This window comes from Pseudovibrio sp. Tun.PSC04-5.I4 (assembly GCF_900104145.1).
GTDB lineage: Bacteria > Pseudomonadota > Alphaproteobacteria > Rhizobiales > Stappiaceae > Pseudovibrio.
Map to the genome: position 1 here is coordinate 3,620,014 of NZ_FNLB01000006.1, position 15,081 is coordinate 3,635,094.

Annotated in this window: 14 protein-coding genes; 7 read left to right on the forward strand and 7 right to left on the reverse strand. The window is 49.4% G+C overall.

The genetic code is table 11. The annotated features are described in order from the left end of the window. The first annotated feature begins 9 nt into the window (after positions 1 to 9). Together BLS62_RS22130 and BLS62_RS22135 are read left to right on the forward strand one after the other, a co-directional pair. Positions 10 to 765, forward strand: a complete 756-nt coding sequence (locus BLS62_RS22130; RefSeq protein ID WP_093189419.1) for a class II glutamine amidotransferase — start codon at positions 10 to 12, stop codon at positions 763 to 765. Between the two features lie 183 nt (positions 766 to 948). Continuing rightward, positions 949 to 2,349: an MATE family efflux transporter gene (locus BLS62_RS22135; RefSeq protein ID WP_093186142.1), complete on the forward strand. Its 1,401-nt coding sequence runs from the start codon at positions 949 to 951 to the stop codon at positions 2,347 to 2,349. A gap of 66 nt (positions 2,350 to 2,415) precedes the next feature. Here the strand turns inward: BLS62_RS22135 and BLS62_RS22140 are convergent, their stop codons facing one another. From BLS62_RS22140 to BLS62_RS22150, 3 genes are all read right to left on the reverse strand, one after another. Then, positions 2,416 to 3,504, reverse strand: coding sequence for a 5-(carboxyamino)imidazole ribonucleotide synthase (locus BLS62_RS22140; RefSeq protein ID WP_093186145.1), 1,089 nt, complete (start codon positions 3,502 to 3,504; stop codon positions 2,416 to 2,418). Positions 3,505 to 3,577: 73 nt separating this feature from the next. Then, the gene (purE, locus tag BLS62_RS22145) at positions 3,578 to 4,081 is read right to left on the reverse strand and encodes a 5-(carboxyamino)imidazole ribonucleotide mutase (RefSeq protein ID WP_093186148.1); all 504 of its coding nucleotides are present in this window, start codon (positions 4,079 to 4,081) and stop codon (positions 3,578 to 3,580) included. 123 nt (positions 4,082 to 4,204) lie between these two features. Then, entirely contained in the window at positions 4,205 to 4,417 is a 213-nt protein-coding gene (locus tag BLS62_RS22150; protein ID WP_093189422.1) for a YdcH family protein, read from the reverse strand. Between the two features lie 398 nt (positions 4,418 to 4,815). Here BLS62_RS22150 and BLS62_RS22155 point away from each other — a divergent pair, with 398 nt between their 5' ends. Further along, positions 4,816 to 4,986, forward strand: coding sequence for a YdcH family protein (locus BLS62_RS22155; RefSeq protein ID WP_093186152.1), 171 nt, complete (start codon positions 4,816 to 4,818; stop codon positions 4,984 to 4,986). Between the two features lie 64 nt (positions 4,987 to 5,050). On the opposite strand, the gene BLS62_RS22160 is transcribed toward BLS62_RS22155, so the two are convergent. Further along, positions 5,051 to 6,697 (reverse strand): acyl-CoA synthetase, encoded by a 1,647-nt coding sequence (locus BLS62_RS22160; RefSeq protein ID WP_093186155.1) that lies wholly within the window; start codon positions 6,695 to 6,697, stop codon positions 5,051 to 5,053. A gap of 566 nt (positions 6,698 to 7,263) precedes the next feature. Between BLS62_RS22160 and BLS62_RS22165 the strand changes: the two genes are divergently transcribed. Then, positions 7,264 to 7,749 (forward strand): hypothetical protein, encoded by a 486-nt coding sequence (locus BLS62_RS22165; protein ID WP_143521588.1) that lies wholly within the window; start codon positions 7,264 to 7,266, stop codon positions 7,747 to 7,749. A gap of 111 nt (positions 7,750 to 7,860) precedes the next feature. Here BLS62_RS22165 and BLS62_RS22170 read toward each other — a convergent pair whose 3' ends face one another. Beyond that, the gene (locus BLS62_RS22170) at positions 7,861 to 8,619 is read right to left on the reverse strand and encodes a sulfite exporter TauE/SafE family protein (RefSeq protein ID WP_093186161.1); all 759 of its coding nucleotides are present in this window, start codon (positions 8,617 to 8,619) and stop codon (positions 7,861 to 7,863) included. Positions 8,620 to 8,821: 202 nt separating this feature from the next. On the opposite strand from BLS62_RS22170, the gene BLS62_RS22175 reads away from it, so the two are divergent. Further along, complete coding sequence (locus BLS62_RS22175; RefSeq protein WP_093186164.1) at positions 8,822 to 10,735, forward strand: propionyl-CoA synthetase; 1,914 nt, start codon at positions 8,822 to 8,824, stop codon at positions 10,733 to 10,735. A gap of 103 nt (positions 10,736 to 10,838) precedes the next feature. Continuing rightward, positions 10,839 to 11,630: an SDR family NAD(P)-dependent oxidoreductase gene (locus BLS62_RS22180; protein WP_093186167.1), complete on the forward strand. Its 792-nt coding sequence runs from the start codon at positions 10,839 to 10,841 to the stop codon at positions 11,628 to 11,630. A gap of 70 nt (positions 11,631 to 11,700) precedes the next feature. Here the strand turns inward: BLS62_RS22180 and BLS62_RS22185 are convergent, their stop codons facing one another. Beyond that, positions 11,701 to 13,491: an ABC transporter transmembrane domain-containing protein gene (locus BLS62_RS22185; RefSeq protein ID WP_208991030.1), complete on the reverse strand. Its 1,791-nt coding sequence runs from the start codon at positions 13,489 to 13,491 to the stop codon at positions 11,701 to 11,703. Between the two features lie 265 nt (positions 13,492 to 13,756). Here BLS62_RS22185 and rpmE point away from each other — a divergent pair, with 265 nt between their 5' ends. Next, on the forward strand, positions 13,757 to 13,981 hold the full coding sequence (gene rpmE / locus BLS62_RS22190) for a 50S ribosomal protein L31 (protein ID WP_093186170.1): 225 nt from the start codon (positions 13,757 to 13,759) through the stop codon (positions 13,979 to 13,981). Between the two features lie 189 nt (positions 13,982 to 14,170). On the opposite strand, the gene BLS62_RS22195 is transcribed toward rpmE, so the two are convergent. Then, positions 14,171 to 14,698 carry a protease adaptor protein RcdA gene (locus tag BLS62_RS22195; RefSeq protein ID WP_093186174.1) on the reverse strand — a complete coding sequence of 176 codons (528 nt, stop codon included), beginning with the start codon at positions 14,696 to 14,698 and terminating at the stop codon, positions 14,171 to 14,173. Between the last annotated feature and the right edge of the window lie 383 nt (positions 14,699 to 15,081).

Consider the following 15,081-nt stretch of genomic DNA (forward strand, 5'->3'; position numbering starts at 1 on the left):
CCCATTTTTATGGAAGAGCTGATTTCAATGCCGAACCATTCCTTGATCGCGCAGAGCATGAGCTGTGCCGAAGCTAAGGTGAATACAAATGGCGATGGCTTTGGAATTGGTTGGTACGGTGAAAAAGAAGAGCCGGGTCTTTATCGTGATACCCAACCAGCCTGGGGTGATGAAAACTTGCTGAGCATCGCCCGGCAAGTGAAATCTCCGCTCTTTTTCGCGCACGTGCGGGCGTCAACAGGTACTGCAACGTCGCGGTCAAACAGTCATCCGTTTGCTGTTGGCAAGTTTATGTTCATGCATAATGGGCAGGTTGGGGAATATGGTCGTATTCGTCGCGAGATCGAAAGCTTGATCAACGACGATTTTTATCGGTATCGACAAGGCACCACCGACAGTGAAGCGCTGTTTTTGGCAATGTTAAGTCATGGACTAGATATTGATCCTGTGGGCGCTGTGCAAAGGGTACTAACGAAAACTCTTGAGATTATGATGCGCAATGAGGTCAATGCTCCATTGCGTGTAGCGATGGCCTTGACGGATGGCGAGCGGTTATATGCTATTCGCTGCTCCAGCGACAGGATTGTGCCAAGCCTCTATTATCGCTTACATGACAGGAACTTAAGTGTCGTTTCCGAACCGCTTGAGAAGGGCGGTCAGGGGTGGCATGAAGTGCCATGTGGACATATCATGGTTTATGGTGGTGACAATGCGCCTTGCTTTATTCCTCTGGACATTCCTGATGAGTTTTGCAAAGTAGCATAATCAGCGTTTTTGCCTGCAGCATCGCATTCGCTTTGCTGTTGCATATTTCGGTGGTCTATTTCTAACACAGGAAGTTTCCTCCCAGCGAGGTTTGTGGGCTAATTTCAGGTCACAGCTTTGTTCATGTTCTTGAATAGCTCAAGTTCTGGAGGGTCTCCATGCCCTTTTCTTCAGGAGCTTACTATGACGCGGGTTGAAAACACCGGCGTTGCCAAAACCACAGCTATGTCTGCTTGGTGGGAGGAATCCAGAGCAACGCTCATTTTGGGAGTGCCATTGATTGGTGCGCAGTTGGCGCAGATGGCAATTAATGCGACCGACGCATTGATGATCGGCTGGCTTGGTGCAACAGAACTGGCTGCATCAGTTCTTGCCCTTCAGCTTTTCTTTTTGACCTGGCTTGCAGGCCTTGGCCTATTGCAAGCGGTTATGCCTCTTGCGTCCAGAGCTGAAGGCAAAGGTGATGTGCGCAGCGTGCGCCGTGCATCTCGTATGGGGTTGTGGATCTCGTTTATCTATACAACGCTTGCAATGGTTGTGCTTTGGAATGGTGAGAGTATTTTACTGGCGCTTGGGCAGGAGCAGAAGGTTTCGGCGATTGCGGCCAGTTATCTGCGTATCGTGCAGTGGTCTATGTATCCCTCTTTGTTTGTCATGGCACTTCGCAGTTTCCTGACCAGCATTGAGCGGTCGCAGATTGTGCTTTGGGCGACGGTTGTCAGCGCATTGTTAAATGGCGCGCTCGATTATGTGTTGGTTTTCGGGTATTACGGCTTCCCTAAACTGGGTATTCTTGGGGCGGGCATTGCTTCTGTCGGGACTGCGTTTGCCTCCTGCGTGATCCTGATTGCCTATGTATTGTGGGAAGAGAAATCTCAGAAATATGAAGTGTTTGTGCGTTTCTGGCGAGCAGACTGGCCAGCCTTCTTTGAGATCCTGCGCCTCGGTTGGCCTATTTCCCTCATGCTTGTTGCCGAGGTTGGTTTGTTTGCTGCAGCGGCTTTGATGATGGGTTGGATTGGTACGCTTGAGCTTGCCGCTCACGGTATCGCCGGACAACTCTCAGGCATTGCATTCATGATCCCGCTTGGTTTTGCCAATGCTGCTGTGGTGAGGGTTGGCATGGCCTTAGGCCGTAATGAGGTTGATGGGATTACACGCGCTGCATGGGTGGCAATAATTTGGGCTATCATTATTGGCATACTCGGGGCGATCTTGTTCTTAGCTATTCCGGAGGTGTTGCTAGGATTCTATCTGGATTCGAGCAATCCGGATGCTTTGGAGGTCATCAGAATTGGTGTGCCTCTGGTCTTGATCGCCGCCATTTATATGGTTGTTGATGGCATTCAGGTCGTTGCGGGTGGTGTGCTGCGTGGTCTTTCAGATACCCGAGTGCCGATGGTGATTGCGATTGTGGGTTACTGGGTAATCGGTGTACCGCTCTCTTATGTCATGGCTTTTGTTTTTGACTGGGGTCCGGCTGGTATCTGGGTTGGGTTAGCCTCTGGTTTGTTTGTGACCGGGATCCTGCTTCTTATTCGCTTCCATTACCGGGATAGGCTTGGTTTGGTTCGGTTGGGTTAAGATTTTAGCCAATAAAAAGCCCCGAGGATCGATGGATCTTCGGGGCTTTTTATTGGTCTGGTTTTATCAGGACCGCGGAGACAAGCGGTTTACATGGCCCATCTTGCGGCCTTCGCGTGTCTCGCCCTTGCCATAGAGAGTGAGGCGGGCATTCGGTTCCAGAAGTGTTGATTCCCAGGTGTTCACATCATCACCAATCAGGTTTTCCATGATCACGTTGTATCCGCGTGTTGGAGAACCGAGCGACCAGCCTGAGATTGCACGTACGTGTTGTTCGAACTGGGACACCGGGCACGCGTCTTCTGTCCAGTGACCGGAGTTGTGAACGCGTGGCGCGATTTCGTTAACGATCAGTTCTGTGCGCTGGCCATTCTTGACGACAAACAGCTCCACACCCATGACGCCGATATAATCCAAAGCGACAGCGATGCGAGTTGCCATATCTATCGCTTGCTGTGCTGTATCTGCAGGAATTTCAGCTGGCACATTCGATGTCTTGAGAATGTGGTTTTTGTGATAGTTATCTGCTGGATCATAGCACTTTACCGTGCCGTCGAGCCCACGCGCCACAATGATCGAGATTTCTTTCTCAAACGGAATGATGCCTTCCAGAATTGCTGGTTGGTTACCCAGCTTTTCCATTGCGCCTTCAGCGTCTTCTATCGCGCGGATCATGATCTGGCCTTTGCCGTCATACCCAAACCGCCGCGTTTTCAAAACACCCTGACCGCCGAATTCCAGAAGAGCTGCTTCCAGCTCTTGTTGTGTATCCACTTTAGCAAAGGGGGCAACCGTTGTTGCTGCTTGTTCTGAAAGGAATATTTTCTCGTCCAGACGATCCTGCGAAACCTTGAGCGCGCGCGGGCCGGGACGAACTGGAACCAGCTCCTCCAGAATCCGGGCAGTTTCACCTGGAACATTCTCAAATTCGTAGGTCACGACAGAGACGCTTTGCGCGAACGTTTTTAGGGCTTGCTCATCCTCATAGGAGGCGATTGTTTTCTCGGCGGAGACTTCAAAGGCCGGGCTGTTCTCATCGGGGCAGTAGATATGGCACTTCAGGCCCATTCTACTCGCGGCTTGAGCGATCATACGGCCAAGCTGACCTCCACCCAGAATTCCAATCGTGTCGCCGGGGCGTAGTGTGGAAACCATTGCTAAACTTCCCAAATGTTAGGGCCATGATGTGGGGAGAGGCGTCTCATTTTCTTTGACGCCTCAATAATTCTTATTCTTCCGGGTTTACCGGCTTTTCGGCAATTGCCTGACTTTGCTTTTCGCGCCAGTCATCAAGGTTCGCGGCGATGTCGGTGTTGTTGAGCGCCAGAACGGCTGCGGCCAGCAATGCTGCGTTGACTGCGCCTGCACGGCCAATTGCCAGCGTGCCGACAGGAATACCAGCAGGCATTTGCACGATGGAAAGCAGACTGTCCTGACCTTTAAGTGCGCGTGATTCTATTGGTACACCAAAAACCGGCAGTGGGGTCATGGATGCGACCATACCCGGTAGATGGGCTGCCCCGCCTGCGCCGGCGATGACAATCTTGAAGCCACGCCCTTTTGCAGTCTTGGAGAACTCTACCAGACGGCCGGGTGTACGGTGCGCTGAAACGATGCGAGCCTCATAGGAAATACCCAGTGCTTCTAGCGTGTCGGCAGCGTTTTTCATCGTGGGCCAATCGGACTGGCTTCCCATGATGATAGCGACTTCTGGCTGGTCAGTGCGGTTCATTAATTCGACGCCTTTTGAAACTCCGGGAAGAAAGCGCGGATTATAGAAATACCGCGGCTTGTTTCAACCCAATAGCTGCAAGAAATGCCAGTAATATACGAAGGTTAGAGACCTGCCTGCAATTTAGGCAATAATGTCGGGTAAGAGACGAGTTTCGAGACTCTGAATTTGATCTCTTAACAACAGTTTCTTTTTCTTCAGGCGTTGACGCTGGAGAACATCAGAGCGCCCCGTCTCGATCAGGGCGTCAATTGAATGATCAAGGTCGCGGTGCTCTTGCCGAAGTTCAAGAAGTTGAGCACGAATGCCATCCTGATCGATGTTGTTTTCCATCATCATTTTGTCCTCAAATAAGACTTACCAGCCTGTGAGAAACTGTATAGCACTGCGTTGGAGCCTGTGGGGCGCGTTGTCGCAAGATCTCAACCGAATCCGCTGTATTGGAGGTGCCTGCACGGGGAGTATGAGTTTCTTAATTTTGACAGGAGTGCCCCGAGTTTGGAAAAGTTACCTAGCGTATATACGAGGTTGTTTACTTAGTTGGTCTCGCGCATGAGTAATCGGGAAAACTGGTGAAATATGTTTGGCAATTTATAAGTTCTCTAAGTATCACACGAATTTGCGATCTTGCGTTGTAGAAGTGCAAAAAAAACAGCTGCTCATCGTTCGACAACGACGAAAAATGGTGCCATCATCCGTCTTGTAACAGGCATAACGCAGGAGGATTAAAGCCTATGTCCATCCGTGAGCATTTGACTGAGTTGGAACGCCGTCACGCTAGTTTAGAGAAGGAAATTTCAGGTTCTGTGCACCATCCTTCTATGGATGAACTAGAAGTCGCTAACCTAAAGAGGCAAAAGTTAAAGCTTAAGGACGAGATCTCGCGATTACGAGTATCTGGGTAGGTTCTTATCATTCTTGGACTATTGAAAATGCGCCACCATTTGTGGCGCATTTTTTTGTCGATTGCTAGGCAAGCTTCTTGGCTTCCTCACGAAGTAAAAACTTCTGAATCTTGCCGGTCGAAGTTTTGGGCAGATCTACGAATACAACGGTTTTTGGGGCTTTGAAGCCAGCGAGATGTTGCTTGCAGAAACTGGCAATTTCTGCTTCCGTCACGCTGCTATCTTTGCGCAGCTCAACAAATGCGCAGGGTGTTTCCCCCCATTTTTCATCGGGACGTGCAACGACCGCTGCTGAGGACACATCTGGGTGTTTGTAGAGGACTTCCTCCACCTCGATGGATGAGATGTTTTCACCGCCGGAGATTATGATGTCTTTTGAACGGTCTTTAAGCTGGATGTACCCATCTTCATGCTGGACCCCAAGGTCCCCTGAATGGAACCAGCCACCTGAAAAGGCTTCCTTCGTTGCGATCGGGTTTTTCAAATACCCCTTCATGACAACATTGCCTCTGAACATGACCTCTCCAATAGTTTCTCCATCGGATGGGACAGGTTCCATGGTTTCGGGATCAAGGACAGCAAGGTCTTCCAAAGCAACGTAGTTGACGCCTTGGCGGGCTTTCCGTGTTGCTTGTTCCTGAGATGACAGTTCGTTCCATTGTTCGTGCCACTCGTTGACAACAGCGGGGCCATAGACCTCCGTCAGTCCATAGAGGTGGGTAACATTGAAGCCTTCTTCTGCCATTGCTGCCAGCACGGTTTCTGGTGGAGGAGCGGCGGCTGTAAAAAATTCCACAGGCTGGGTTAGCTTGCGTTTTTCGTCTTCTGCAGTATTGAGCAATGTCGACATGACAATTGGTGCACCGCAGAGGTGCGTGACTTTCTCATCCGCTAGTGCATTCCAGATTGGAGCTTGTCTTACCTGACGCAAGCAGACGTGTGTTCCTGCGACAAGAGACAAAGACCACGGGAAACACCAGCCGTTGCAATGGAACATCGGTAATGTCCAGAGATAGACGGGGTGTCTGCCCATTGCGGCGGTGATGATGTTTGCTTGTGCAAGAAGATAGGCACCACGATGATGGTATACGACGCCCTTTGGGTTGCCGGTTGTACCAGAGGTGTAATTGAGACTGATGGCATCCCACTCATCTGCGGGTAGTTGCCATTGGAAGTTCGGATCCCCAGCGGCGAGGAGCTCTTCATACTCCATCTCACCAATGACTGGTGCAGATTGAGGGAACTCCAGATCATCATAGAGAACTACGATAGGCTTTACGATTGCCAGATCTAGCGCTTCGCTCATCACTTTGGAGAATTCGCGATCAACAATAACTAGTTTGGTTTCGGCGTGATCCAGTTGGAAAGCGATAATTGCCGCATCCAGTCGCGTATTGAGTGCATGAAGCACTGCTCCAGCCATTGGGACGCCATAGTGAGCTTCCAGCATTGGCGGAGTGTTGGATAACATGACTGATACACAATCATTTTTTCCAACGTTGCGCTGGCGCAAAGAGCTGGCGAGTCGCTTTGAACGATCATAAAATTGCTGGTAGCTGCGATTAATAGTGCCGTGAATGATTGCGGTGTGGTCTGGAAATACTTTCGCAGCCCTCGCTAGAAAACTAAGGGGACTCAAAGGCGCGTAATTGGCCTTGGATTTTGGGAGATCTGTGTCGAAAAAAGAGGTGTTTAATGGAATGTTTTTCATGAAATTCCCCCTGCATCTATAAACTACCTAAAGGGTTCCTATGATCCTTTGAGATAATCAGCAGCTTAAGTCCGCAAGTTAATTACTGATCTGAATAACTTAGTATTATGAGTGTTATTGACTTTGATATATCTGAGTATTGGGAGGGGGGATAGCCTAGATAACCTAGATATTTGTCTGAATGTATTCTCGGACTTAGACTTTCATCTATCAGTATTTTCTAGGTGTTATGTGGATTAGTGTAGATATGTTCTGTAAAATTTTATGCTTCAGTTGCAAAAAAATGAACTAACTCAACGGAATGAGTGAAATTATGTTGACTTTCTTGTCTAGAAGAAAGCTCGCGACAATTTGCAACACCTTCCAGACCTTCCCCGTTAGCCTTTCGATTTGTAATGTAGACCTAATAGACAAAAGAATAATTTGTGTCTGCAGAAATGTAGGTGTGATGAAAAAACAGGGCCAGCATGAACGTGACTGCACAAAATCGACAAGGAAAGATCGCCGTATTTTTTGGCGTAATTTTCTGCGCGATAACGGTCCTTCTGACTGGCTATATTTTTTCAATGGGCGCACAAAGTACGCAGGATCGGCAATGGTTCTTGGTGTTGGTTGCGCTTCCAGTTGCTATCCAGCTTTTTCTGAAAAGAGCTGTCATCCTGAACCATCTTCGTTTGCATTGGTATATCTGGGCGATATCTATGGCAGTTTGCCTTGTTGCAGCTGTGCAGCTTAGCAATGCGCAGCTTCACTCATCATCCAGTATGGCGGATATGTTGCGCACCTACTTCTTTTCTTGGGTTGGAGGGGAACCGCCAAGTTCTAGGTTTGCTGAGTACCCAAGAACTTTCGACGGCGGAAACCAGGTGAAACTGGGAACCGTTACTCCACTTTCGCCATACGGTGAAACCAAACTTAATCTGATTGATCCGTCTACCTACTTTAATCAGCGAGTGACGTGGAAGGCTGTTCCTGATTCAGCCTATCAGATGGGCAATGCCATAAATATTGTACAAGGTGTATTGTACCACGGCTTAATTGAGAGCCAGTAGCCGGCCATTTATCAGCTTTAGCGTTACGACGAATTCACTGTTGGTGAGGTGCGGCAAAACTAAGGCCCCTCATTGAGGAATTCTATCAGCGCAGTTGTTTGAATGAGTGATTTAAATCGCGCTGACACCATCCCACATGAGCTTTATTGCGATTATGAACAGACCCGCATAGGTGATCTTGTAGAAGAGATCCTTGTCTATGTGCCTGACGATTTTAATGCCTGCCAGAGTTGCCAGAGGCGCAAGTGGAAGCAACATCAAAGAAGTCGAAATGTTTGTGGAATCGAATTGCCCAAGCATGAAGTAGGGCAGGATCTTTGAAAAGTTGACCGTTGCGAAGAAAATTACGGCAGTGCCAGCCAGTACAGGCGGGGCAAGGCGCAATGGCAATGCGTACATCTGGAAGGGTACTCCACCAGCGTGGGCAATAAAACTGGTTACGCCGGAGATTGTACCCCAAATTCCGCCAAGCACCATATTATGAGGTTTGGGCGGTTTGCTCGCGCGTTTGCCAAACCAATAATCCAGTACAAACACCAGAGCTATCACGCCAGTTACCAGACGAATGTAAGAGTCTGAAACGTAAGCGGCGGTGAAGTAACCTATGACGGTTCCCAGCAAGCCAGCAGGAATCATGATGAGCAGGGTACGCCTACAATAGGTTGCCCGATAAGAGATTAGCCCGACAACATCCATAACCAGCAGTATTGGCAGGAGAATACCGGCGGCCTGCACTGGTGATATTGCCAAGGACATGAGTGGGACGCCGATGAGAGCAAGGCCGCCACCGAAGCCACCTTTTGCCATGCCAACAACGAAAACAGCAGGTATTGCACAGAGATAGAACAAAGGATCAGAAATAGGCAGCATGATTTGCTTGCCGCTTAGATGCGGGCAAGTCCTTTTTAATTAAACGGAAACTATGAAATAGGGCGGGTGGAAGTACATGTGTGCCTTTGGTTATAAGCCGATTTTCTAATATAGGAAAACTTGCCTTTGCGTCATTCAAGGCTCAATCTTCACCGGACCTGTGGACAGGTGCGATGCAGGGGTGCGCAGGAGGAGAGCCGTTATGACAAGTCGGTACCAGGATATTTATGATGGATGGAAAGAGAACAGCGAAGCTTTTTGGGATGAGGCTGCTAAAGGCATTGATTGGTTTACTCCATACACCAAAACGTTTGATGGTACACAAGGTCCTTATGGGCGTTGGTATACGGGCGGTGAGTGTAACACTTGTTATAACTGTGTTGACCGGCATGTCGAGCATGGTCGCCCAGGACAGCCAGCACTCATTTATGATAGCGCTGTAATAGGTGAAAAACGCACCTACACCTATCTTGAAGTGCAAGAACAAGTTGGGGCGATGGCGGCGTTGCTTCGAGAAAAAGGCGTAGAGAAGGGCACAATGGTGCTGATCTATATGCCTATGATTCCTCAAGCGGCGTTTGCAATGTTGGCATGTGCCCGTCTTGGCGCGATCCACTCAGTTGTGTTTGGTGGATTTGCTGCGCAGGAACTGGCCGTTCGAATTGATGATTGCCAGCCCAAGGCCATTATCAGCGCCTCCTGTGGTGTTGAGCCTAACCGCGTGGTTGAATACAAACCTTTGCTGGATAAAGCGATTGAACTGTCCTCCCACAAACCAGAATTCTGCTTTGTTCAACAACGTGAGCAGCATCTTGCTGAGTTGATTGAGGGGCGTGATTTTGACCTGGGCGCTTTGATGGATATTGCGGTTACAGAAAAAATGACAACCGAATGTGTACCGGTTGCTGCGACAGATCCTCTCTATGTGCTGTATACCTCTGGAACTACCGGTCAGCCGAAAGGCGTGGTGCGCGATAATGGTGGCCACATGGTTGCTCTTAAGTGGTCCATGGAAAATCTATACGGTATTGATCCGGGTGAGGTGTTCTGGGCGGCTTCTGATGTGGGTTGGGTCGTTGGTCATTCGTACATTGTTTACGCGCCGCTGCTTCATGGGGCTGTGACCCTTTTATATGAAGGCAAGCCAGTTGGGACACCGGATGCAGGTGCGTTCTGGCGTGTGATTTCAGAACACGCTGTTGTGTCGCTCTTCACAGCGCCGACGGCTTTCCGTGCGATTAAGAAGGAAGATCCTGAGGGCTCTGAGTTGAGTAAGTACAGCCTGAGTGGTTTTCGATCTTTGTTCCTTGCTGGTGAACGGGCTGATCCTGATACCATTTTATGGGCAGAGAACCTGCTGGGCGTGCCGGTGATCGATCACTGGTGGCAGACAGAAACTGGCTGGTGCATTGCGGGTAATCCGCTTGGCCTTGGGAAACTTCCTGTCAAACTGGGTAGTTCGACTGTTCCAATGCCGGGTTACGAAATGCACGTATTGGATGATGAAGGCAATGAGGTGGTTACCGGGCAACTGGGTAATGTCGTTGTGAAACTGCCATTGCCTCCCGGTTCGCTGCCGACCCTTTGGAATGCGGATGATCGTTTCAGGGAAGCTTATCTGGAAGAGTTTCCAGGATACTATAAGACGGCGGATGCGGGGCTGATGGACGAAGACGGATATCTCTTCATCATGTCGAGGACCGATGACATTATCAACGTTGCAGGACATCGGTTGTCTACCGGCGGAATGGAAGAGGTGCTTGCTGAGCATCCTGATGTTGCTGAGTGTGCTGTGATCGGGATTGCAGATAATCTTAAAGGGCAATTGCCTTGTGGCTTCGTTGTGCTGAAAAGCGGCGTGGACAGACCAACTGAGGTGATTGAAAAAGAGCTTATTGCGATGGTGCGCGACAAAGTTGGTCCAGTTGCGGCATTTAAACTGGCGATCACTGTCGATCGTTTGCCGAAAACTCGCTCAGGGAAAATTCTCCGCGCCACGATGCGTAAGATTGCAGATGGTGAAGAGTTCCGTATGCCTGCCACCATTGACGACCCAGCGATCCTCGAAGAAATTGCGGAAGCCATCTCGGTCAGAGGTCTGGCATCTGTCAGCTGATTAAAGAGTTTCTACGCAGCTTTGCTGGAGAAGTACATCGACATGTCGAGACTGAGAGATTAAGGTCGCCGAAATTTCGGCATCTGCCAGAGGTATTTTAAAAGTGAAACTAGACAAGAAAGTTGCGATTGTAACCGGTGGCGCACAAGGCATCGGTTACGCTATTGCGCAACGGTTTTTGCAAGATGGCGCTAAAGTCATGCTCTCCGATGCTGATGAGAAGGCAGGAGAAGCCGCGCAGGTTGCACTCTCAGAGTTTGGAGATGTTGCGTTTTGCCATTGCGATGTCAGTGTTCGTCTTGATGTCCGCAATATGGTTGCGAACACTCTCGATGAATTCGGTGATATTGATGTTCTGGTCAATAATGCGGGTGTGACAGCGAGCGGAGATTTTCTAACGCTTCCTGAAGATGAGTTTGATCGTGTCCTTCAGGTGAACTTGAAGGGGGCTTTCCTTTGCTCACAAGCGGTTGCCCGGCACATGGTAGAGAAGATTGAAGAGGGCGGTGACCCAGGTTCAATCATCAATATCAGCTCCGTCAATGCGGTTTTGGCGATTCCAGACCAGATTCCCTACACAGTTTCAAAAGGTGGGCTCAACCAACTGACCCACGTTTCTGCTGTTGCTTTGGCTAAGTATGGAATTCGGGTCAACGGCATTGGCCCGGGTTCGATTGAAACAGAAATGTTTAAGAGTGTGGTTCGGGATCCGAGTAAACTGGCAACAGTTCTCTCTCGCACACCGCTGGGCCGTTTGGGTAAGCCAGCGGAAGTTGCAAGCATTGCCTCCTTCCTCGCTTCGGAGGATGCCAGCTACATTTCAGGCCAAACGATCTACGCTGATGGCGCGCGTCTGCCGTTGAACTATACTGTGGATGTGATTGAGCCTGAGTAGAGCTTGCCCGTTTAGAATTGAAAAAGCCGCGCCTGTTTGGGACGCGGCTTTTTTTTATTCAGATTTTTGTTTATTGAGAACTGAGTGCTTCCGCGCCGATTTCAAATTGCATTCTTGCCAATTTGGCATAAAGACCGTTTTGAGCGACCAGTGTATCGTGGGTTCCTTCCTCCACGATATTACCTCGGTCCATCACAACAATCCGATCAGCTTTCAATACGGTTGCCAATCGGTGTGCAATGATCAACGTCGTGCGGCCTTCCATTAGCTTGTCGAGGGCTTTCTGGACTATGGTTTCGCTCTCTGCATCCAGAGCGCTGGTAGCTTCATCCAGCAGCAGAACGGGTACGTCCTTCAGGATTGCACGGGCAATGGCAATTCGCTGTCGTTGGCCCCCGGAAAGGGTTACACCGCGCTCCCCGATAAGAGTGTCGTAACCGTTCTTCATGGCGTTGATGAACTCATCTGCCAGCGCAAACTTCGCGGCAGAAATGATTTGCTCACGCGTTGCCTCTTCTTTGCCAAAGGAGATGTTTTCTGCAATCGAGGTTCCGAAAATGGCTGTGTCCTGAGGAACCAAGGCTATGTGTTCGCGCAGGTCTCGCGGATCTGTTGAATCCAGCTTGACACCATCCAGTGTGATATTGCCTGCAACCGGATCATAATAACGCATGAGCAACTGGAAGAGTGTTGATTTGCCTGCACCGCTTGGTCCTACGATTGCAACTGTCTCGCCTTTTTTGATGGAGAGATTGAGGTTCTCAAGCACACCAGATTCAGTCGCTGTTGGATAATGGAAAGTGACGGCGTTGAATTCAATCTCCCCAATCGTTGGTGACGGCAGAGCAATCGGATTAGCTGGTGCGTTGATCTCAGAGGGGACATGCAACAGCCCGGTGATCCGATCTGCGGCACCTGCAGCTTTCGCCAGTTCACCCCAGACCTGAGAGAGCTCACTCATGGCCCCGGCGGCAATGATTGAGTAGATGAGGAACTGGGTGAGCTGCCCGCCAGACATCCGACCTTCAACAACATCCAATGCACCAACCCAAAGGACAGAAACGATGCTTGACGAGATAATCAGAATGATTGTTGCAATGAGGAATGCGCGTGCCTTTGTTGCGACAAGGGCCGCTTCATAAGTCGAGTCAATATCTTTTTCAAATTGATCTGAGACGCTTTTCTCATTCGTGAAGGCTTGCAGCGTTCGGATTGAGCCAAGAACCTCTGTCGCATAAGCAATGGCATTTGCCAATGTGGTTTGCGCGTGACTGGTTCGGTTGCGAACAGAGCGGCCAAACCCGAGCAGAGGCAGGACTATAAGTGGGATCGCCAGAAGTACGAATAAGGAAAGCCGTGGGCTGGTGAACACCATCAGCGTTGTTGAGCCAGCAAACATAAGTACGTGCCGCAGAGCGATAGAAGCGCTTGCGCCAAAGGCGGATTGAATGAGGGTTGTATCTGCCGTGAGGCGGGAGATGATTTCGCCGGACTTGGTTTTGTCGTAAAACGATGGCGAGAGGTATGTGAGGTGGCGGAATACATCTGAGCGCAGGTCGGCAACGATTCGCTCACCGATCATCATCACCATGTAGTAACGAAGTGAGCTGGCTACCGCGAGTAGGGCAATCACAAAAATGATGCCGATAAAATAATCATCAATCAGATTTGGTTTGTCGGCACTGAAGCCATAATCAACCATATACCTGACGGCAATTGGCAGAACCAACGTTAACCCGGCGGCAGCCAGAAGGGCAATGGTCGCAAGGACAAGACGGGCCTTATGCCTTAAAAGATAAGGAAATAACGTTGCGAGTGGACGCAGTGTCTTTTCCCGAGTTTTTGTGTCCCGCTGGCTCATGCCATCTCCCGGATATTGATGAAAATGCAATAAATAATATTATGCTGAAGTAGATGTGTGCCACCATGTGAAATTACAAGCGCTTTCTCCGGTTTTCTGCGGGGGATACCCTCTTGTTTCCTCTGTTTGGATGGGGTATAGACCCGAGCACGATTACGCCGTACTTGTGGAAGTGCGGCTTCTTTCTACCGATGCTTCAGGCTAGCCCTAAGCCGTTCTTTTAAGAACTGGTGGTTTTTGGCCGTTGCTGATAGGACATTAGGTCATGAAACAGGACATTCATCCAGACTACCACACCATCACAGTTAAACTCGTTGATGGTTCCGAATTCACCACCCGTTCTACATACGGTTCTGAAGGTGACACTTTGCAGCTCGACATCGATCCGAGCTCCCACCCAGCATGGACCGGCGGTGACCGTCAGCTCATGGACCGCGGTGGTCGCGTGTCCCGCTTTACCAGCAAGTTTGGTAGCTTCTTGGGCAAATAATTGCTCTGAAGTTAGTGGAATTAGAAAAACCCGGAGCGTTTGCTTCGGGTTTTTTTGTGTGCGTTTGCGGAGTGGGCAGGGTTGCCAACCGGAGTTTAAGTTGGTGATGGTTGCTTTGATTGGTGTCGTGCGCTTACAGAGGTTTAAGATAACTGGCTATTAATCTGAACCGCTCTTGGGGAAAGCATTTTAAAGCTTAAAAGCAGCATTGAGCTGTGAGAGTTGCTCTCCAACTGGGTTGGACGTGTTTGCTGCTCGTTCGCGCAATAGCTCTTCTTTCAGCATGGAATCGACATGCTTTATCCGTCTTTGTAGCTGGAACGAGGTATTAATCAGATTACGGAGTGCCTCTGGTAAATCTTCCCAAACCGGGTTTTGGGTTGTCTTTGACGCATTCTCAACGCGGATCTTGTTTTTCTCGTTTTGTGCTTCAGATTGCTGAAGCTCACCGTCTTTGACTGCACGTTGCAGCAAAAGCCAAGAGGCCATTTGCATAAGACGAGTGGTTAAGCGCATGGATTCAGTTGCGTAGGCTAAGGACGGTGCAGGCCCAAGAGCTTTGCTGTGCTTTCTACCAGGGCCATCAAGATAAGAGGCGGTGTCTTCTACGAGAGCCATGCCCTCGCGAAATAGCTTGGTGAAGTTTTCGGAGGTCATAAGCCTCTGCGCAAAGCTGAAGGTATTCTCTGGCTCTGATTTCACTACAAACTCACCCATAATAAACCCTCGTCCGTTTCGTTTCGTTTCGGTTCTCTTGCTGTCGTCCTTTTGCAATCCCAGTCTGAAACACTTGCGGCTCGAAATATGTGATGAGCCATTTGCGAAGAATATAACTGTCTCGAAATGGAGCAAGAGGTTTTGCCTCAAGCTCAGAAAAGCAAGGGTTATGCCAACTTCGAGCTGTGAATAGTGTGGCTATCTCTCAATACTGATTTCAGTAGATGCGAAAAAAAAGAGCCGCATCGGTGCGGCTCTGAGGTGTTTTAACAGGGAGGCGTCAAGCAGAGTGAAAGCTCACTCTGGATCCAGATGAACTGGAATAACTAAGTTCTAATTTAAAATGGTTAACGATACGTAAACGACAAGTATCAATTTAGTTA